This is a genomic window from Streptomyces cathayae, from assembly GCF_029760955.1.
In the GTDB taxonomy this organism is placed as follows: Bacteria; Actinomycetota; Actinomycetes; order Streptomycetales; family Streptomycetaceae; genus Streptomyces; species Streptomyces cathayae.
Genome location: NZ_CP121682.1, coordinates 3,279,619 through 3,295,801, shown reverse-complemented (window position 1 = coordinate 3,295,801; position 16,183 = coordinate 3,279,619). Strand labels below are relative to the sequence as shown.

Below are 16,183 nucleotides of genomic sequence, written 5' to 3'. Positions count from 1 at the left end.
TTGGTATGGGTAGGGCGTCGCGGTACGGCGCGGGACGACGGAGGGGTGTGGCATGACGATGGATGGCGAGGCGGTACGAAGCAGGAGTGAGGCGGACGAGCCGGGATGGGAGGTGGATCCGGAGGACGAGTGGGGCGTCGCGGTCATCACCACGGTGGGCCGTCAGTTGAAGCTGCGGCGGGAAGCGAGGGGGATGCGGGTCGGCGAGTTCGGGGCGGCGGTCGGGTACGGGGACGACCTGGTCTACAAGGTCGAGAGTGGGAAGCGGATTCCTCAGCCGGAGTATCTGGACAGGGCCGACGAGGTGTTGGGAGCGGACGGGCTGCTCTCGGCGGCCTGGGAGGACGTGAAGAAGGTCCGGTATCCGAAGAGCGTGCGGGCGCTGGCGGAGCTGGAGGCCAGGGCGGTCGAGCTGGGCGTGTACGTCGGACTCAGCATCCATGGGTTGTTGCAGACACCGGAGCATGCGCGAGCTTTGTTCGAGGTGTCCCAGTCCGCCCACTCGGACGAAGAGTTGGATGAGCTGGTGGCCGCGCGCATGGGACGTAAGTCGATCTTCGAGCGGAGTCCGGCCCCGATGCTCAGCTTCGTCCAAGAAGAGGTGGCGCTGCGCCGACGGGTTGGGGGCACAATGGTGTGGCGTCAGCAACTCGAACACCTGCTGGAGGTGGCGCAGCGGCGCAACGTCACTTTTCAGGTGATGCCGACGGGCGCGGGGGAGCACCCTGGGCTGAGCGGCAAGATCGAGGTGCTGAAGTTCGGGGACGGTACGGCAGTGGGGCGCTCTGATGGAGCGTTCAATGGTCGCCCGACCTCTGAACTGAAGCAGCTCCGCATCCTTGAACTGAGGTACAGCACCATTCGGGCTCAGGCTCTTTGTCCGAGGGAGTCCCTGGCCTTCATCGAGCAACTGCTGGGAGAAGAATGATCCACGAGACCGCTGCCGGTGAGGCCTCCGAACTGGCATGGTTCAAGAGCAGTTACAGCGACGGCCCCGAGGGCGACTCCTGCGTGGAGATCGCGATAGCGCACCGCACCGTCCACGTCCGCGACTCCAAGAACGTGGCAGGTCCTCGGCTCGCCCTCGCGCCGGGCGCGTGGACGAGCTTCGTGACGTACGCGTCGGAGCGCTGACACCCCAACGGCACGCTCCCCGCGCCTTCGCCCTGGCCTCACGGACGGCAGGCCGTCAACCAGGCGTCCCGGCATCTCGATGGCCCCTCTTCGGAGGCCAGCTGCCGGATGCGCGCATCTCCATGTACTGCTCGGTCGCGGGGAATGTCGGCGCCATGTGGGCAGGCGTGCCGTCATGTGGCACAACGACGACCGGGCTGAATGGCTTCTTCGTGAAGTCGCCCGTCTCGATGTGCTCCTTCAGGTCGAAGCACACGGTCCATCCGTAGGTGAACTCGACGGCCGTGTCCGGGAGCATGACCACCGAATCTGCTTGCTCCTGACAGGGGCCGCTCTTCACGAAGTGGAAGGCAGCTGCTACTGCCTCCTCCTTGGTCACCATTTCTTCGGCTCCATCGCGGTATGGAACATGTCTCTCGGCGCCCTGGCCCGGGCCGCCTTCTCCCGGGGCCCATCAAACCTCTACCACGCCCGTCCTTTACGCCGCCGTCCAGATCACCGTGCCGATGTGGGTCCGGCCCCATCTGGTCACCCCGGACCGGACCACCGTGCCGATCGAGTCCGGCATCCCCATCAGCATCCAGGACGAGAGCGCCAGAGAGATCGTCGTGCACCCCGATCTACCCGGTGCCTGGATCACCTCCCAACGGACACTGGACGCCGCCGGTCAGCCGTCCTCCCCGCCGTCGTCCTTCGGCGACTGCCTGTACGGCGAGTCGGACATCCCCAGCCTGCAGCACGTCGACCGCTGCATCACCGACCTCGGGGCCCAGGGCTACCAGCAACAGGTGACGTACCATCCCGCCGGTGACTTCTGGGCCCTGCAATGGGCCGAGACCGGGATCTACCTCGGCCTCGCCCTGGCCCTGACCGGATTCTGCGCCTGGTGGATCCGCCGCCGGCTGAACTGACGGACACCCCCGACATGGGACGCCCTCAACTCTTCGGCTTGATGTTGGCGTTGAGGTGGAAGAGGTTCGCGGGGTCGTACTTCGCCTTGACCGTCGAGAGGCGTTCGTAGTTCGTGCCGTAGCCCTCGCGCAGGAGCTGCTCGCCCTCCTCGAGGAAGCCGGGGAAGTTGAGGTAGACGCCTCCGGTGGAGAACGAGCTCAGGTCGGCGAAGGTGCCGCGCACCCAGGTCATGTTCTCGGCCGAGTCGGCCTCCGCCTCCCAGTTCGCCTCGATTCCGAGCAGGTAGGGGGCGCCGCGGTTGGCGAAGGCGGTCTCCTCCTCGCCGACGCGGGCCATGGCGCCGCCCTGGTACCAGACGTCGATGGTGCTCCGGGGCGAAGGCGCCGAGGCGGCGCGCTCGGCGAGCCGCTCGATCAGCTCGTCGCCGAGCTCGGGCACGTTCACGGACTTCCAGTAGTAGTGCAGGCCGTCGGGGTAGTCCTCGTCCAGGATCGCCTGGACCTCGGTGTAGGGCATGGGGCCGCTGAGGTCGAGGATCGGGTCGGCGATCTCCCGCAGCGGCCGCAGCAGCCGCTCGCCTTCCACCGGGTCGCCCGGGTACGGCGCGAGCAGGGCGGTGAAGTCCTTCCCGTGCGCCTCGGGCGGGAAGGGCTCCACCGCCGGGACCTTCCCGAGGACTCCGATCGGGGCGAAGCCGTCCGGATGCCGGGACAAGTAGTGCTCGCAGGCCCGCAGCACCTCCCGGGTGCGGTCCGCGGGGTAGAGCACGAAGCAGAGGAAGACCTCCGGCCCGAGGGGGTGCAGGCGGTACTCGAACGAGGTGACGACGCCGAAGTTGCCGCCACCGCCCCGGACCGCCCAGAAGAGGTCCTGGTGCTGGCTCTCGTCGGCGACCAGGAGGCGCCCGTCCGCGGTGACCACCCGTACGGACAGGAGATTGTCGCAGCTCAACCCGTGTTTACGTCGGAGCCAGCCCATGCCCCCGGACAAGGTCAGGCCCGCCACCCCCGTCTCCGTCACCACGCCCAGCGGAGCGGCGAGCCCATGGCGCTGGGTCGCCCGGTCGATGTCCCCCAACGTGCAGCCGCCCTGTGCGACCGCCCTACGCCGCTCCGGGTCGACGTCGACCCCTCGCATCTCCGACAGGTCGATGACCAGACCACCGTCGCAGACCGCCTGACCGGCGACGCCGTGTCCGCCGCCGCGCACGGCGACGAGCAGCTCGTTGTCGCGGGCGAAGTCGACCGCGGCGACCACGTCCTCGTCGCCCGCGCACCGGACCACCAGCGCCGGACGCCTGTCGATCATGCCGTTCCAGAGCTGTCGGACAGGCTCGTAGTCGGCCTCCCCGGGCCGGACGATCCGGCCCCGCACCCTGGAGGCCAACGCGTCCACCAGGGAGTTCGGAACGTCCGCCTGCCTGTGGCGCCGTCCCTCCTCCCCCTTGACCGGCGTGCCGCTGTGGCCGTGGCTGTGACTCCCGCCCATGGGGATCACCTCCCGGCTTTCAGCATCACGCCTGGCGGGAGGAGCCGCCATGTGAGTTCTCGGCGCACCGCGCCGACCGTCCCGCGCTTCGTCCGAAGGGTCTCGAATGGCGGACAATTGTGCGAGGCCCTTGGCCTTCTGCTTAACACATGAGTAACACTGAAGGGTCGACTGCTGTATCGAGAATCCACGAGGCGGTCGCCGTCCTGCGCGAGGCAATGGCGCCGCGCGCCCACCACCGGGCCCGTTCCGGTGTCAGCCGCGCCAGAAAGGGACCCCGTGACTTCACGACCCGACTTCACCTCCTCGCTCGAGCAGTTGCGTACCGAGATCCTGCGCCGCAATCCGGCCGAACCCGAGTTCCACCAGGCCGCGCGCGAGGTACTGGACACCCTCGGGCCGGTGTTCAGGGCGCGTCCGGAGTACGCGGAACCGGGGCTCGTCGAGCGGCTCATCGAGCCGGAGCGGCAGATCATCTTCCGGGTGCCGTGGCAGGACGACCAGGGGTGCGTTCACGTCAACCGCGGATTCCGGATCGAATACAACAGCGCCCTCGGCCCGTACAAGGGCGGTCTGCGCTTCCACCCCTCGGTGAACCTCGGGATCATCAAGTTCCTCGGTTTCGAGCAGGTCTTCAAGAACGCGCTGACCGGGCTCGGCATCGGCGGCGGCAAGGGCGGCAGCGACTTCGACCCGCAGGGCCGCAGCGACGCGGAGGTCATGCGCTTCTGCCAGTCGTTCATGACGGAGCTGTACCGGCACATCGGTGAGTACACCGACGTACCGGCGGGCGACATCGGTGTCGGCGCCCGCGAGATCGGCTACCTGTTCGGCCAGTACCGGCGGATCACCAACCGCTGGGAGGGCGGCGTCCTGACCGGCAAGCGCGCCGGCTGGGGCGGCTCGCTGATACGGCCGGAGGCGACCGGATACGGCAACGTGCTGTTCGCGGAGGCGATGCTGCACGAGCGTGGCGAGGAACTGGAGGGCCAGACCGCGGTCGTCTCCGGATCCGGAAACGTCGCGCTCTACACCATCCAGAAGCTGACGGCCCTCGGCGCCAACCCGGTGACCTGCTCCGACTCCAGCGGCTACGTGGTCGACGAGAAGGGCATCGACCTGGAGCTGCTGTGCCAGATCAAGGAGGTCGAGCGCGGCCGGGTGAGCACGTACGCCGAGCGGCGCGGCGCCTCCGCGCGGTTCGTGCCCGGTGGGCGGGTCTGGGAGGTCCCGGCCGACATCGCCCTGCCGTCGGCGACGCAGAACGAGCTGAACGCGGACGCCGCCGCCGTACTCATCCGCAACGGCGTGAAGGCGGTGTCGGAGGGCGCGAACATGCCGACGACGCCGGACGCCGTACAGCTCTTCCAGAAGGCCGGAGTCGCCTTCGGGCCCGGCAAGGCCGCGAACGCGGGCGGGGTCGCGGTCAGCGCGCTGGAGATGACGCAGAACGCGTCGCGCACGACGTGGAAGGCCGACCAGGTCGAGAACGAGCTGGCCCGCATCATGACCGACATCCACAACACGTGTGCCGAGACCGCCGAGCGTTACGGCTCCCCCGGCGACTACGTCACGGGCGCGAACATCGCCGGCTTCGAGCGGGTCGCGGACGCGGTCCTGGCGCAGGGCGTCATCTGACGGTGCCGAGGTCGGTGCCGAGCGGGGAAGGGCCGAGGGCCCTTCCCCGCTCGGGCTGAGGGGGAGTACCCCACATGGCCCTGGTGTGCGCCTCGTGCGGCCGGGAAGACTGGGAGGCATGCAGAAGCTCTCCCTCGACGCCCTCGCCCGCGAGCACCTCGAACACGCTGCCGCCGCCTCCACCGGCCGCAGTGCGAGCACGGTCTACGGCGGCCACGAGCACGTCCTGCGCCAGACCCTCCTCGCCCTGACCGCCGGTACCTCCCTCGCCGAGCACGACAGCCCCGGCGAGGCGACCCTGCTGGTCCTGAGCGGTCGCGTCCGCCTCACCAGCGGCGACACCTCGTGGGAGGGCCGGACCGGCGACCTGCTCACCATCCCACCGGCCCGCCACGGCCTGGAGGCACTGGAGGACGCGGCGGTGATCCTCACGGTCGCCAAAAAGGGCTGAGGAGCCTGCGAGGAGCACAGCGGCGCACGGCGTGCGGGAAGTCAGCGGTGCGCCGGCCGGCCCCGCTTCCCGTACACGCTTCCGGAGTGGGGAGCGTGTACGGCGTGCGGCCCGGAAGCGTCGGCAGGGGTCGTCAGATGCGGTGGACGGTGTGCAGGGTCCGGGCATAAGTGCCCGTGCCGTCCAGGAGGGAAGCGCCCCCCAGGTCCGACATGGTGGGGCCGTTGATCGTCTTGCGGCTGGACAGGAAGCGGCGCTTGCCGGCCGTGTCCGTGCCGAGGTGGATGCCGACGTGGTCTGCCGTGGCCGTAGGGCCGTCGTCGCCCGAGTCCGCGTTGAACAGCACGAGATCGCCCGGCTGAAGAAGCTCCGCTGCGGGCGGGTTCACCCCGTCGGTGCGGGCGATGCGCACCCCCGGGGTGTGGTCGGCCATGTCGCGGGAACGCCGGGGTATCCGGGTGCCGGAAGTGTCCTCCTTCGCGGCCATCGGCACCCCCATGTGGTAGCCGTACACCATGCGCGTGTAGCCCGAGCAGTCGAGAGCGCCCTTCTGAGCGCTGTGCGGACCCGTGTGGGCGCCGTCGGGGAAGGTCCAGCCGATGTCCATGTACTCGTGGAAGTCGGCGCCCTCGACGCGGTAGCCCCCCGCGTTCTCGTAGCCGTACTTCGCCGCGCCCAGGACCTTCTTGCCCTCCGCCGGTCCGGAGCCGGAGATCACCTCGGGGGCGCCGGGCAGGAACATGGCCGCGTAGGCCAGGACGTCCGGCGCGGTGGAGCCGGACCAGGCGCGGACGGTGCTCTCCAGTTCCGGTGTCCAGTTCCCGTCGAAGGGCTCGGGCAGCACCCGCACCCAGTCCCCGTGCGTGACGGTCGGGGGTTCGGCCCAGGTGGCCTCGGTCACCTGGAAGCGGCTGACGAGCAGCTTCATCGGCAGGCTGGTGCAGCCCTGGTTGGCCAGCGCGCGCAGGCCGACCCGTCCGGCGCCGAGGTCCGAGTCGGTCACGTCGACCAGCCACTTGGACGGCTCAGCCGACGCGGACGCCCAGGCCTTGACGCGGATCCGGCTGCCCTCGCGGCGCACCCGGATCGTCCAGTCCGTGCCCGCGGGCACGCCCGTGGCGAGGGTGAGGGCCGAGGTCGTCAACTGGGTGACGACGTCCTTGACCTCCTTCTCCACCCGCAGTTGCACCGCGCCGGAGGTGACGAAGGACAGCCGGGCCCGGTAGTTGTTGCGGGGGTCCTCGTAGCCGAAGGACAGCGCGTAGGAGCATGCCTCTCCGGTGGGCACCTTGTCGAAGCGCGCGACGGACCGGACGTCCACGTCGGCGATGGCGTCGTCACGGACGCTGGCGTGGCGGCTGGCGTTGGCGGTGGTCAGGTTGATGACACCGGTGTCCTGGACCACCGAGTAGTCGGAGTCGACGGGACCGAGGGTGGACCAGCTGCCGCCGCCCGGGGAACTGCCCCAGTACGAGCGCTTGTCCACGGGGAGCTTGAGGTCGGGCAGAGTGCGCTCGAAGAGGTCCGCGAAGGGTCTCTTGTTCTCCGTGAACGTCCGTTCGGGGCCCGGCAGCAGCACGGTCCGTGCGCCGTGCGTCAGGAGGGCGACGCGTCTGCCGCCCGAGGTGATCTCGGTACGGCGTGGAGTGCCCGGCAGCACGGTCGCGGTGAGGGGCGACCGCAGTGTCTCGCGGATGAAGTGGCTGGCGTCCAGCGGCGCCGTCGTGACGGAGGAGGGGGCAGAACCCAGCCCCGACGGAGCCGCGAGCGGCTCGGTAGGTGAGGCCGCGCCGGCGGCATGGGCCGGTGCGGTGGCCGTGCCGGCCAGCGGGAGGGAGGCGGCGGAGGCGGCGAAGACGGCGAGGACACTGCGCCGTGAGGTGTTCGACATGGCAGTCATGATCACTGTTAAGGGGTTCCGCGCCTACCCCGAGCGATCAGTGTTTGGCTCGCGCCACTCCCGGGGTATTCTCATCCGCCCGATTGGCCAGCCCCCGCCCTTTGTGGCAAACTAGCGGGGTTGCTCGGTCGAGTGCCGATGCTGCGCGCCTCCCGTCGGGGGGACCGGAAGCGAGTCCCACAGTACTCGTCGTCCCACGCATTGCGCCGAGAGGTGCAGGGGCGGACGTACGGGAATCTTCCGGGAAGTGTCAGCGGGGTGCAGGCCAGGCGCCCGGTGGGCCTCTCGCCCCCAGCCGCGGTTCCGGAAGGGTCCGCACTCCCCATACAGGGAAGTTCCGACAAGGGACATCTGTGTCAGCGGGAGCGCGACACGCCCGACCGCGTGGGTCGGAGGGGAGGGCGGGAACACCGGGTTCCGGAGCGTTTACGAGAGACAGGAATACGAAGCAGCCATGGCGGGACAGAAGATCCGCATCCGGCTCAAGGCCTACGACCACGAGGTCATCGATTCCTCGGCGAAGAAGATCGTCGAGACGGTGACGCGTACTGGTGCGTCGGTCGCGGGCCCGGTGCCGCTGCCCACTGAGAAGAACGTGTACTGCGTCATCAAGTCGCCGCACAAGTACAAGGACTCGCGCGAGCACTTCGAGATGCGCACGCACAAGCGCCTCATCGACATCCTCGACCCGACTCCCAAGACCGTTGACTCTCTGATGCGACTCGACCTCCCGGCCGGTGTCGACATCGAGATCAAGCTCTGAGGGCCGGTGATCTGAGAGATGAGCAAGCAGATCAAGGGCATCCTGGGCGAGAAGCTCGGCATGACGCAGGTGTGGGACGAGAACAACCGTGTTGTTCCCGTCACCGTCCTCAAGGCCGGGCCCAACGTCGTCACCCAGGTCCGTACGAACGACGTCGACGGCTACGAGTCCGTGCAGATCGCCTTCGGTGAGATCGACCCGCGCAAGGTGAACAAGCCCCTCAAGGGCCACTTCGCGAAGGCCGACGTCACCCCCCGTCGCCACCTCGTCGAGCTCCGCACCGCGGACGCCTCCGAGTACACGCTGGGCCAGGAAGTCACCGCTGAGGTGTTCGAGGCCGGCGTGAAGGTCGACGTGACCGCGAAGAGCAAGGGCAAGGGCTTCAGTGGCGTCATGAAGCGCCACAACTTCAAGGGCAACAACTCCTCGCACGGTGCCAAGCGTGTGCACCGCATGCCCGGTTCCATCGGCGGTTGCGCCACGCCGGGTCGTGTGTTCAAGGGCCAGCGCATGGCGGGCCGCATGGGCAACGAGCGGGTCACCACCCAGAACCTGACCGTCCACGCCGTTGACGCGGAGAAGGGTCTGCTGCTCATCAAGGGCGCGGTCCCCGGTCCGAACGGCGGCCTCGTCCTGGTCCGCACCGCGGCCAAGGGGGCCTGAGGTAAAGATGAGCACTGTTGACATCCTTTCGCCGGCAGGCGACAAGGCCGGTACCGTCGAGCTCCCCGCGGAGATCTTCGGCGTGGAGAAGGTCAGCATTCCGCTGATCCACCAGGTCGTCGTCGCTCAGCTGGCCGCTGCCCGCCAGGGCACGCACAAGACCAAGACCCGCGGTGAAGTCCGTGGTGGCGGCAGGAAGCCGTACCGCCAGAAGGGCACCGGCCGCGCCCGTCAGGGTTCGACCCGTGCGCCGCAGTTCGCCGGCGGTGGCGTCGTCCACGGCCCGCAGCCGCGCGACTACTCGCAGCGGACCCCGAAGAAGATGAAGGCCGCGGCCCTGCGCCACGCCCTCACCGACCGGGCCCGCCACGACCGCATTCACGTCGTCACCGGCGTGATCGAGGGCGAGACCCCCTCCACGAAGGCCGCCAAGACGCTGTTCGGCAAGATCTCGGAGCGCAAGAACCTGCTCCTGGTCGTCGACCGCGCCGACGAGGCCGCGTGGCTGTCCGCCCGCAACCTGCCCCAGGTGCACATCCTGGAGCCGGGCCAGCTGAACACGTACGACGTTCTCGTCTCGGACGACGTGGTCTTCACCAAGGCCGCTTTCGAGTCCTTCGTCGCCGGCCCGAACAAGGCCAACGACAACGAAGGGAGCGAGGTCTGATGGCTGTCCGTCACCCCTCCGTCGCCTCCAAGGCGGCGAAGAAGGCCAAGGAGGCGCGCCTCAAGAAGGCACGCCGCCACGCCACCGAAGGCAAGAACACCGTCATCACCCCGGTGAGCAAGTCGTTCACGGACCCCCGTGACGTCCTGATCAAGCCGGTCGTGTCGGAGAAGAGCTACGCGCTCATCGACGAGAACAAGTACACGTTCATCGTCGCTCCGGGCTCCAACAAGACGGAGATCAAGGAGGCCGTGCAGGCGGTCTTCTCGGTCAAGGTCACCGGCGTCAACACGATCAACCGCCAGGGCAAGCGCAAGCGCACGCGCACCGGCTTCGGCCAGCGCACGGGCACCAAGCGCGCGATCGTGACCCTTGCCGAGGGCGACCGTATCGACATCTTCGGCGGTCCGACCTCCTGACGGAGGTCGGAACGTCCAGATTTCGGAACAAACTTCCGAGGACTGAGAGACAATGGGTATCCGCAAGTACAAGCCGACGACCCCGGGCCGTCGTGGCTCCAGCGTCGCCGACTTCGTCGAGGTCACGCGGTCCACGCCGGAGAAGTCGCTGGTCCGTCCCCTGCACAGCAAGGGCGGCCGTAACAATTCCGGTCGTGTGACCGTTCGCCACCAGGGTGGCGGACACAAGCGCGCCTACCGCGTGATCGACTTCCGTCGTCACGACAAGGACGGCGTGCCGGCGAAGGTCGCGCACATCGAGTACGACCCCAACCGCACCGCGCGCATCGCGCTCCTGCACTACGCGGACGGCGAGAAGCGCTACATTCTCGCGCCGCGTGGCCTGACTCAGGGCGACCGCGTCGAGAACGGTCCCGGGGCCGACATCAAGCCGGGCAACAACCTCGCCCTGCGCAACATCCCGGTCGGTACGACGCTGCACGCCATCGAGCTGCGTCCCGGCGGCGGCGCCAAGTTCGCCCGCTCCGCCGGCACCTCGGTGCAGCTGCTCGCGAAGGAGGGCACCATGGCCCACCTGCGCATGCCGTCCGGTGAGATCCGCCTGGTCGACGTCCGCTGCCGCGGCACCATCGGCGAGGTCGGCAACGCCGAGCAGAGCAACATCAGCTGGGGCAAGGCCGGTCGTAAGCGCTGGCTGGGTGTCCGCCCGAGCGTGCGTGGTGTGGTCATGAACCCGGTGGACCACCCGCACGGTGGTGGTGAGGGCCGTACCTCCGGTGGTCGCCACCCGGTGTCCCCGTGGGGCCAGAAGGAAGGCCGTACTCGGGCGCCCAAGAAGGCGTCGAACAAGTACATCGTCCGCCGCCGCAAGACGAACAAGAAGCGCTAAGGACGGGTTGAGATGCCTCGTAGCCTGAAGAAGGGGCCCTTCGTCGACGACCACCTGATCAAGAAGGTGGACGTCCAGAACGAAGCCGGCACCAAGAACGTCATCAAGACCTGGTCCCGTCGCTCGATGATCGTCCCGGCCATGCTCGGCCACACGATCGCGGTGCACAACGGCAAGACCCACATTCCGGTGTTCGTCACCGAGTCGATGGTCGGCCACAAGCTCGGCGAGTTCTCGCCGACGCGCACCTTCCGGGGTCACGTCAAGGACGACCGGAAGTCGAAGCGCCGCTAAAGGCGGGGTGGAATGACCATGACAGACACTGGAAGGACAACCATGGAAGCCAGGGCCCAGGCGCGGTACATCCGCGTCACGCCCATGAAGGCCCGCCGTGTGGTGGACCTCATCCGTGGCATGAACGCCACGGAGGCTCAGGCGGTCCTGCGTTTCGCCCCGCAGGCCGCGAGCGTGCCGGTCGGCAAGGTGCTGGACAGCGCCATTGCCAACGCCGCGCACAACTACGACCACACCGACGCCGACAGCCTCGTCATTTCCGAGGCCTACGTCGACGAGGGTCCGACCCTGAAGCGGTTCCGTCCGCGCGCCCAGGGTCGTGCCTACCGGATCCGCAAGCGGACCAGCCACATCACCGTGGTCGTCAGCAGCAAGGAAGGAACCCGGTAATGGGCCAGAAGGTAAACCCGCACGGGTTCCGGCTCGGTGTCACGACCGACTTCAAGTCGCGTTGGTACGCCGACAAGCTGTACAAGGACTACGTCAAGGAAGACGTCGCCATCCGTCGGATGATGACGTCCGGCATGGAGCGCGCCGGCATCTCGAAGGTGGAGATCGAGCGCACCCGTGACCGTGTGCGGGTGGACATCCACACCGCGCGTCCGGGCATCGTCATCGGCCGCCGCGGCGCCGAGGCCGACCGCATCCGCGGCGACCTCGAGAAGCTCACCGGCAAGCAGGTCCAGCTGAACATCCTCGAGGTCAAGAACCCCGAGACGGACGCTCAGCTCGTGGCCCAGGCCGTCGCCGAGCAGCTCTCCTCCCGCGTCTCCTTCCGCCGCGCCATGCGTAAGAGCATGCAGTCGGCGATGAAGGCGGGCGCCAAGGGCATCAAGATCCAGTGCGGTGGCCGTCTCGGTGGCGCCGAGATGTCCCGCTCGGAGTTCTACCGCGAGGGCCGTGTGCCCCTGCACACGCTCCGCGCGAACGTGGACTACGGCTTCTTCGAGGCCAAGACGACCTTCGGCCGTATCGGCGTGAAGGTCTGGATCTACAAGGGCGACGTCAAGAACATCGCCGAGGTCCGCGCCGAGAACGCCGCTGCCCGCGCCGGCAACCGCCCGGCCCGTGGTGGTGCCGACCGCCCGGCCCGTGGTGGCCGCGGTGGCGAGCGTGGCGGGCGCGGTCGCAAGCCGCAGCAGGCTCCGGCTGCCGAGGCCCCCAAGGCCGAGGCTCCCGCCGCCGCTCCGGCTGAGAGCACCGGAACGGAGGCCTGACCGACATGCTGATCCCCCGTAGGGTCAAGCACCGCAAGCAGCACCACCCCAGTCGCAGCGGCATGTCCAAGGGCGGAACGCAGGTCGCGTTCGGCGAGTACGGCATCCAGGCGCTGACCCCGGCGTATGTGACGAACCGCCAGATCGAGGCGGCTCGTATCGCCATGACCCGCCACATCAAGCGTGGTGGCAAGGTCTGGATCAACATCTACCCGGACCGCCCGCTGACGAAGAAGCCGGCCGAGACCCGCATGGGTTCCGGTAAGGGTTCTCCGGAGTGGTGGATCGCCAACGTCAAGCCCGGACGCGTCATGTTCGAGCTGTCGTACCCCAACGAGAAGATCGCCCGTGAGGCGCTGACCCGTGCGGCCCACAAGCTGCCGATGAAGTGCCGGATCGTCAAGCGCGAGGCAGGTGAAGCGTGATGTCGGCCGGTACCAAGGCGTCCGAGCTGCGCGAACTGGGCAACGAGGAGCTTCTGGCGAAGCTCCGCGAGGCCAAGGAAGAGCTGTTCAACCTCCGTTTCCAGGCGGCGACCGGACAGCTCGAGAACCACGGCCGTCTCAAGGCGGTCCGCAAGGACATCGCGCGGATCTACACCCTGATGCGCGAGCGTGAGCTGGGCATCGAAACGGTGGAGAGCGCCTGATGAGCGAGAACAACGTGACTGAGACGAACACCGAGGCTCGCGGTTTCCGCAAGAGCCGTGAGGGCATCGTCGTCAGCGACAAGATGGACAAGACCGTCGTCGTCGCCGTCGAGGACCGCAAGAAGCACGGGCTGTACGGCAAGGTCATCCGCAGCACGAGCAAGCTCAAGGCCCACGACGAGCAGAACGCTGCCGGCGTCGGCGACCGCGTCCTCCTGATGGAGACCCGGCCGCTGTCCGCGACGAAGCACTGGCGCATCGTCGAGATCCTCGAGAAGGCCAAGTAGGTAATTCCCGCAAGGGAATTGCAAAAAGTACGTTCCTGCGGGGCACCCCTCGCAGGACAGTTCCGCCAGGCTCCGACGGGGCTACCGCGCTTGACCAGAGCTCGACCGAGCTCGACCGAAAGTGCGTCAGCCCCGTCGGGGAACCGGCAGACAATCAGGAGATAGACGTGATCCAGCAGGAGTCGCGACTGCGCGTCGCCGACAACACGGGAGCGAAGGAAATCCTTTGCATCCGTGTGCTCGGTGGCTCCGGTCGCCGCTACGCGGGCATCGGCGACGTCATCGTCGCCACCGTCAAGGACGCGATCCCCGGCGGCAACGTGAAGAAGGGTGACGTCATCAAGGCGGTCATCGTTCGCACCGTCAAGGAGCGCCGCCGTCCGGACGGCTCGTACATCCGCTTCGACGAGAACGCCGCCGTCATTCTGAAGAACGACGGCGACCCTCGTGGCACCCGTATCTTCGGCCCGGTCGGCCGAGAGCTGCGCGAGAAGAAGTTCATGAAGATCATCTCCCTCGCGCCGGAGGTGCTGTGAGCATGAAGATCAAGAAGGGTGACCTGGTCCAGGTCATCACCGGCAAGGACAAGGGCAAGCAGGGCAAGGTCATTGCCGCTTACCCGCGCGAGGAGCGCGTCCTGGTCGAGGGTGTCAACCGGGTCAAGAAGCACACCAAGGCCGCCCCGACCGCCGGTGGTTCGCAGGCCGGCGGGATCGTGACCACCGAGGCCCCCGTCCACGTGAGCAACGTGTCGCTCGTCGTGGAGAAGGACGGCAAGAAGGTCGTGACCCGCGTCGGCTACCGCTTCGACGACGAAGGCAACAAGATCCGCGTTGCCAAGCGGACGGGTGAGGACATCTGATGGCTACCACCACCACTCCGCGTCTGAAGACGAAGTACCGCGAGGAGATCGCGGGCAAGCTGCGTGAGGAGTTCTCCTACGAGAACGTCATGCAGGTTCCCGGCCTCGTCAAGATCGTGGTCAACATGGGTGTGGGCGACGCCGCCCGCGACTCCAAGCTGATCGAGGGCGCCGTGCGCGACCTCACCACGATCACCGGTCAGAAGCCGGCCGTCACCAAGGCCCGCAAGTCCATCGCGCAGTTCAAGCTGCGTGAGGGACAGCCGATCGGTGCCCACGTCACGCTCCGTGGCGACCGCATGTGGGAGTTCCTGGACCGCACCCTGTCGCTCGCGCTGCCGCGCATCCGCGACTTCCGCGGTCTGTCCCCCAAGCAGTTCGACGGCCGTGGCAACTACACCTTCGGTCTCACCGAGCAGGTCATGTTCCACGAGATCGACCAGGACAAGATCGACCGTGTCCGGGGTATGGACATCACCGTGGTCACCACGGCGACCAACGACGCAGAGGGCCGTGCCCTTCTCCGTCACCTCGGCTTCCCGTTCAAGGAGGCGTGAGCGAGATGGCGAAGAAGGCTCTCATCGCGAAGGCTGCTCGCAAGCCCAAGTTCGGAGTGCGCGGCTACACCCGCTGCCAGCGCTGCGGTCGTCCGCACTCCGTGTACCGCAAGTTCGGCCTGTGCCGCGTGTGCCTTCGTGAGATGGCTCACCGTGGCGAGCTGCCGGGCGTGACCAAGAGTTCCTGGTAATCCGGTAGTTCCGGACTCCCAGGGCTCTCGGTAAGCAAAGGGAATCGGCGGGAGGCCCGCTCCACATGGCTTAGGCTTGTGGGGTTGGGCACCTGCCGTGCCCCGAAGCACGCGGGCGACAACCCGCTCATGTTTGCTTACTACGCCGTAGGTCCACCGCGCCGCACCCGTCCCGTCTCGGATCGGGGAGAGGGATGGCGCACCAGGAAACCACGGCGAGAGAGGCCGAAGGCCAATTCATGACCATGACTGATCCGATCGCAGACATGCTGACACGTCTGCGGAACGCGAACTCGGCGTACCACGACTCTGTGACGATGCCGGCGTCCAAGATCAAGTCTCACATCGCGGAGATCCTCCAGCAGGAGGGCTTCATCACGGGCTGGAAGGTCGAGGACGCCGAGGTCGGCAAGAACCTCGTCCTGGAGCTGAAGTTCGGCCCCAACCGTGAGCGCTCCATCGCGGGCATCAAGCGGATCTCCAAGCCCGGTCTCCGGGTGTACGCGAAGTCCACCTCCCTGCCGAAGGTGCTGGGCGGCCTCGGCGTGGCGATCATCTCCACGTCGCACGGGCTCCTCACCGACAAGCAGGCCGGCAAGAAGGGCGTGGGTGGGGAAGTCCTCGCCTACGTCTGGTAGCGGAAGGGAACGGAGGAAACAGCTATGTCGCGCATCGGCAAGCTCCCCATCGCGGTTCCCGCCGGCGTGGACGTCACCATCGACGGCCGCACGGTCGCGGTCAAGGGCCCGAAGGGCACGCTGACCCACACCGTGGTGGCGCCGATCGAGGTCGCCAAGGGTGAGGACGGCGTGCTGAACGTCACCCGCCCCAACGACGAGCGTCAGAACAAGGCCCTGCACGGCCTGTCCCGCACGCTGGTGGCGAACATGATCACCGGCGTGACCCAGGGTTACGTGAAGAAGCTCGAGATCAGCGGTGTCGGTTACCGCGTGCTCGCCAAGGGTTCGAACCTGGAGTTCTCCCTCGGCTACAGCCACCCGATCCTGATCGAGGCCCCCGAGGGCATCACCTTCAAGGTGGAGTCCGCGACCCGTTTCTCGGTCGAGGGCATCGACAAGCAGAAGGTCGGCGAGGTTGCGGCGAACATCCGCAAGCTGCGCAAGCCCGACCCGTACAAGGCCAAGGGCGTCAAGTACGAGGGCGAAGTCATCCGGCGCAAGGTCGGAAAGGCGGGTAAGTAA

25 protein-coding genes are annotated in these 16,183 nt (G+C 67.7%); 22 read left to right on the top strand and 3 right to left on the bottom strand.

The genetic code is table 11. The features are described 5' to 3' along the window. Positions 1–58 precede the first annotated feature (58 nt). On the top strand, positions 59–928 hold the full coding sequence (locus PYS65_RS14865; protein WP_387036792.1) for a helix-turn-helix domain-containing protein: 870 nt from the start codon (positions 59–61) through the stop codon (positions 926–928). Next, entirely contained in the window at positions 925–1,134 is a 210-nt protein-coding gene (locus tag PYS65_RS14860) for a DUF397 domain-containing protein (RefSeq protein WP_279334433.1), read from the top strand. The genes PYS65_RS14865 and PYS65_RS14860 overlap by 4 nt, the downstream gene beginning before the upstream one ends. 55 nt (positions 1,135–1,189) lie before the next feature. On the opposite strand, the gene PYS65_RS14855 is transcribed toward PYS65_RS14860, so the two are convergent. Beyond that, complete coding sequence (locus PYS65_RS14855) at positions 1,190–1,516, bottom strand: YrhB domain-containing protein (protein WP_279334432.1); 327 nt, start codon at positions 1,514–1,516, stop codon at positions 1,190–1,192. Between the two features lie 124 nt (positions 1,517–1,640). On the opposite strand from PYS65_RS14855, the gene PYS65_RS14850 reads away from it, so the two are divergent. Beyond that, the gene (locus tag PYS65_RS14850; RefSeq protein ID WP_279334431.1) at positions 1,641–2,045 is read left to right on the top strand and encodes a hypothetical protein; all 405 of its coding nucleotides are present in this window, start codon (positions 1,641–1,643) and stop codon (positions 2,043–2,045) included. Between the two features lie 25 nt (positions 2,046–2,070). Here PYS65_RS14850 and PYS65_RS14845 read toward each other — a convergent pair whose 3' ends face one another. Continuing rightward, the gene (locus PYS65_RS14845; protein WP_279334430.1) at positions 2,071–3,534 is read right to left on the bottom strand and encodes an FAD-binding oxidoreductase; all 1,464 of its coding nucleotides are present in this window, start codon (positions 3,532–3,534) and stop codon (positions 2,071–2,073) included. A gap of 279 nt (positions 3,535–3,813) precedes the next feature. Here PYS65_RS14845 and gdhA point away from each other — a divergent pair, with 279 nt between their 5' ends. Both gdhA and PYS65_RS14835 read left to right on the top strand, forming a co-directional pair. Then, positions 3,814–5,172 (top strand): NADP-specific glutamate dehydrogenase, encoded by a 1,359-nt coding sequence (gdhA, locus tag PYS65_RS14840; RefSeq protein ID WP_279334429.1) that lies wholly within the window; start codon positions 3,814–3,816, stop codon positions 5,170–5,172. Positions 5,173–5,290: 118 nt separating this feature from the next. Beyond that, on the top strand, positions 5,291–5,623 hold the full coding sequence (locus PYS65_RS14835) for a cupin domain-containing protein (protein WP_279334428.1): 333 nt from the start codon (positions 5,291–5,293) through the stop codon (positions 5,621–5,623). A gap of 133 nt (positions 5,624–5,756) precedes the next feature. Here PYS65_RS14835 and PYS65_RS14830 read toward each other — a convergent pair whose 3' ends face one another. Beyond that, complete coding sequence (locus PYS65_RS14830) at positions 5,757–7,514, bottom strand: NlpC/P60 family protein (RefSeq protein WP_279334427.1); 1,758 nt, start codon at positions 7,512–7,514, stop codon at positions 5,757–5,759. A gap of 463 nt (positions 7,515–7,977) precedes the next feature. Between PYS65_RS14830 and rpsJ the strand changes: the two genes are divergently transcribed. The 17 genes from rpsJ to rplF all read left to right on the top strand — a co-directional run bounded on the left by rpsJ (position 7,978) and on the right by rplF (position 16,183). After that, positions 7,978–8,286, top strand: a complete 309-nt coding sequence (gene rpsJ, locus PYS65_RS14825; protein ID WP_003948644.1) for a 30S ribosomal protein S10 — start codon at positions 7,978–7,980, stop codon at positions 8,284–8,286. Positions 8,287–8,304: 18 nt separating this feature from the next. Then, a complete protein-coding gene (rplC, locus tag PYS65_RS14820) occupies positions 8,305–8,949 on the top strand; it encodes a 50S ribosomal protein L3 (RefSeq protein ID WP_279334426.1) in 645 nt (214 codons plus the stop codon). Positions 8,950–8,956: 7 nt separating this feature from the next. Next, entirely contained in the window at positions 8,957–9,616 is a 660-nt protein-coding gene (rplD, locus tag PYS65_RS14815; protein ID WP_109381517.1) for a 50S ribosomal protein L4, read from the top strand. After that, complete coding sequence (rplW, locus tag PYS65_RS14810) at positions 9,616–10,035, top strand: 50S ribosomal protein L23 (protein ID WP_202275738.1); 420 nt, start codon at positions 9,616–9,618, stop codon at positions 10,033–10,035. Before rplD ends, rplW begins: the two co-directional genes overlap by 1 nt. Positions 10,036–10,087: 52 nt before the next feature. Continuing rightward, a complete protein-coding gene (gene rplB, locus PYS65_RS14805) occupies positions 10,088–10,924 on the top strand; it encodes a 50S ribosomal protein L2 (protein WP_279334425.1) in 837 nt (278 codons plus the stop codon). 12 nt (positions 10,925–10,936) lie between these two features. Beyond that, positions 10,937–11,218, top strand: coding sequence for a 30S ribosomal protein S19 (rpsS, locus tag PYS65_RS14800; protein ID WP_003948639.1), 282 nt, complete (start codon positions 10,937–10,939; stop codon positions 11,216–11,218). Between the two features lie 42 nt (positions 11,219–11,260). Then, the gene (rplV, locus tag PYS65_RS14795) at positions 11,261–11,608 is read left to right on the top strand and encodes a 50S ribosomal protein L22 (RefSeq protein ID WP_044571671.1); all 348 of its coding nucleotides are present in this window, start codon (positions 11,261–11,263) and stop codon (positions 11,606–11,608) included. Next, positions 11,608–12,435 (top strand): 30S ribosomal protein S3, encoded by an 828-nt coding sequence (gene rpsC, locus PYS65_RS14790; protein WP_004927271.1) that lies wholly within the window; start codon positions 11,608–11,610, stop codon positions 12,433–12,435. Before rplV ends, rpsC begins: the two co-directional genes overlap by 1 nt. A 5-nt stretch (positions 12,436–12,440) precedes the next feature. Then, complete coding sequence (rplP, locus tag PYS65_RS14785) at positions 12,441–12,860, top strand: 50S ribosomal protein L16 (RefSeq protein WP_109381513.1); 420 nt, start codon at positions 12,441–12,443, stop codon at positions 12,858–12,860. Continuing rightward, complete coding sequence (gene rpmC / locus PYS65_RS14780) at positions 12,860–13,084, top strand: 50S ribosomal protein L29 (protein ID WP_003974259.1); 225 nt, start codon at positions 12,860–12,862, stop codon at positions 13,082–13,084. The genes rplP and rpmC overlap by 1 nt, the downstream gene beginning before the upstream one ends. Continuing rightward, positions 13,084–13,371, top strand: coding sequence for a 30S ribosomal protein S17 (gene rpsQ / locus PYS65_RS14775; RefSeq protein WP_279334424.1), 288 nt, complete (start codon positions 13,084–13,086; stop codon positions 13,369–13,371). Before rpmC ends, rpsQ begins: the two co-directional genes overlap by 1 nt. A gap of 167 nt (positions 13,372–13,538) precedes the next feature. After that, positions 13,539–13,907 (top strand): 50S ribosomal protein L14, encoded by a 369-nt coding sequence (rplN, locus tag PYS65_RS14770; RefSeq protein ID WP_003992364.1) that lies wholly within the window; start codon positions 13,539–13,541, stop codon positions 13,905–13,907. A 2-nt stretch (positions 13,908–13,909) separates the two neighbouring features. Further along, the gene (gene rplX / locus PYS65_RS14765; RefSeq protein ID WP_202275758.1) at positions 13,910–14,233 is read left to right on the top strand and encodes a 50S ribosomal protein L24; all 324 of its coding nucleotides are present in this window, start codon (positions 13,910–13,912) and stop codon (positions 14,231–14,233) included. Next, a complete protein-coding gene (rplE, locus tag PYS65_RS14760) occupies positions 14,233–14,790 on the top strand; it encodes a 50S ribosomal protein L5 (RefSeq protein ID WP_109381510.1) in 558 nt (185 codons plus the stop codon). Before rplX ends, rplE begins: the two co-directional genes overlap by 1 nt. 5 nt (positions 14,791–14,795) lie before the next feature. Beyond that, positions 14,796–14,981, top strand: coding sequence for a type Z 30S ribosomal protein S14 (locus PYS65_RS14755; protein WP_003948630.1), 186 nt, complete (start codon positions 14,796–14,798; stop codon positions 14,979–14,981). Positions 14,982–15,220: 239 nt separating this feature from the next. After that, a complete protein-coding gene (gene rpsH, locus PYS65_RS14750) occupies positions 15,221–15,619 on the top strand; it encodes a 30S ribosomal protein S8 (protein ID WP_013001411.1) in 399 nt (132 codons plus the stop codon). A 24-nt stretch (positions 15,620–15,643) separates the two neighbouring features. After that, positions 15,644–16,183, top strand: a complete 540-nt coding sequence (rplF, locus tag PYS65_RS14745) for a 50S ribosomal protein L6 (RefSeq protein ID WP_202275760.1) — start codon at positions 15,644–15,646, stop codon at positions 16,181–16,183.

What these genes read in the sequence shown, in the direction of transcription:
- PYS65_RS14855 (WP_279334432.1), bottom strand. Translation starts at nt 1,516, where the DNA reads ATGGTGACCAAGGAGGAGGCAGTAGCAGCTGCCTTCCACTTCGTGAAG.
- rpsS (WP_003948639.1), top strand. Translation starts at nt 10,937, where the DNA reads ATGCCTCGTAGCCTGAAGAAGGGGCCCTTCGTCGACGACCACCTGATC.
- rplF (WP_202275760.1), top strand. Translation starts at nt 15,644, where the DNA reads ATGTCGCGCATCGGCAAGCTCCCCATCGCGGTTCCCGCCGGCGTGGAC.
- rpsH (WP_013001411.1), top strand. Translation starts at nt 15,221, where the DNA reads ATGACCATGACTGATCCGATCGCAGACATGCTGACACGTCTGCGGAAC.
- rplV (WP_044571671.1), top strand. Translation starts at nt 11,261, where the DNA reads ATGGAAGCCAGGGCCCAGGCGCGGTACATCCGCGTCACGCCCATGAAG.
- rplX (WP_202275758.1), top strand. Translation starts at nt 13,910, where the DNA reads ATGAAGATCAAGAAGGGTGACCTGGTCCAGGTCATCACCGGCAAGGAC.
- PYS65_RS14755 (WP_003948630.1), top strand. Translation starts at nt 14,796, where the DNA reads ATGGCGAAGAAGGCTCTCATCGCGAAGGCTGCTCGCAAGCCCAAGTTC.
- PYS65_RS14850 (WP_279334431.1), top strand. Translation starts at nt 1,641, where the DNA reads ATGTGGGTCCGGCCCCATCTGGTCACCCCGGACCGGACCACCGTGCCG.
- rplB (WP_279334425.1), top strand. Translation starts at nt 10,088, where the DNA reads ATGGGTATCCGCAAGTACAAGCCGACGACCCCGGGCCGTCGTGGCTCC.
- PYS65_RS14830 (WP_279334427.1), bottom strand. Translation starts at nt 7,514, where the DNA reads ATGTCGAACACCTCACGGCGCAGTGTCCTCGCCGTCTTCGCCGCCTCC.
- rplW (WP_202275738.1), top strand. Translation starts at nt 9,616, where the DNA reads ATGGCTGTCCGTCACCCCTCCGTCGCCTCCAAGGCGGCGAAGAAGGCC.
- rplP (WP_109381513.1), top strand. Translation starts at nt 12,441, where the DNA reads ATGCTGATCCCCCGTAGGGTCAAGCACCGCAAGCAGCACCACCCCAGT.
- rplD (WP_109381517.1), top strand. Translation starts at nt 8,957, where the DNA reads ATGAGCACTGTTGACATCCTTTCGCCGGCAGGCGACAAGGCCGGTACC.
- rpsJ (WP_003948644.1), top strand. Translation starts at nt 7,978, where the DNA reads ATGGCGGGACAGAAGATCCGCATCCGGCTCAAGGCCTACGACCACGAG.
- PYS65_RS14845 (WP_279334430.1), bottom strand. Translation starts at nt 3,534, where the DNA reads ATGGGCGGGAGTCACAGCCACGGCCACAGCGGCACGCCGGTCAAGGGG.
- rplE (WP_109381510.1), top strand. Translation starts at nt 14,233, where the DNA reads ATGGCTACCACCACCACTCCGCGTCTGAAGACGAAGTACCGCGAGGAG.
- rpmC (WP_003974259.1), top strand. Translation starts at nt 12,860, where the DNA reads ATGTCGGCCGGTACCAAGGCGTCCGAGCTGCGCGAACTGGGCAACGAG.
- PYS65_RS14865 (WP_387036792.1), top strand. Translation starts at nt 59, where the DNA reads ATGGATGGCGAGGCGGTACGAAGCAGGAGTGAGGCGGACGAGCCGGGA.
- PYS65_RS14835 (WP_279334428.1), top strand. Translation starts at nt 5,291, where the DNA reads ATGCAGAAGCTCTCCCTCGACGCCCTCGCCCGCGAGCACCTCGAACAC.
- rplC (WP_279334426.1), top strand. Translation starts at nt 8,305, where the DNA reads ATGAGCAAGCAGATCAAGGGCATCCTGGGCGAGAAGCTCGGCATGACG.
- rpsQ (WP_279334424.1), top strand. Translation starts at nt 13,084, where the DNA reads ATGAGCGAGAACAACGTGACTGAGACGAACACCGAGGCTCGCGGTTTC.
- rpsC (WP_004927271.1), top strand. Translation starts at nt 11,608, where the DNA reads ATGGGCCAGAAGGTAAACCCGCACGGGTTCCGGCTCGGTGTCACGACC.
- PYS65_RS14860 (WP_279334433.1), top strand. Translation starts at nt 925, where the DNA reads ATGATCCACGAGACCGCTGCCGGTGAGGCCTCCGAACTGGCATGGTTC.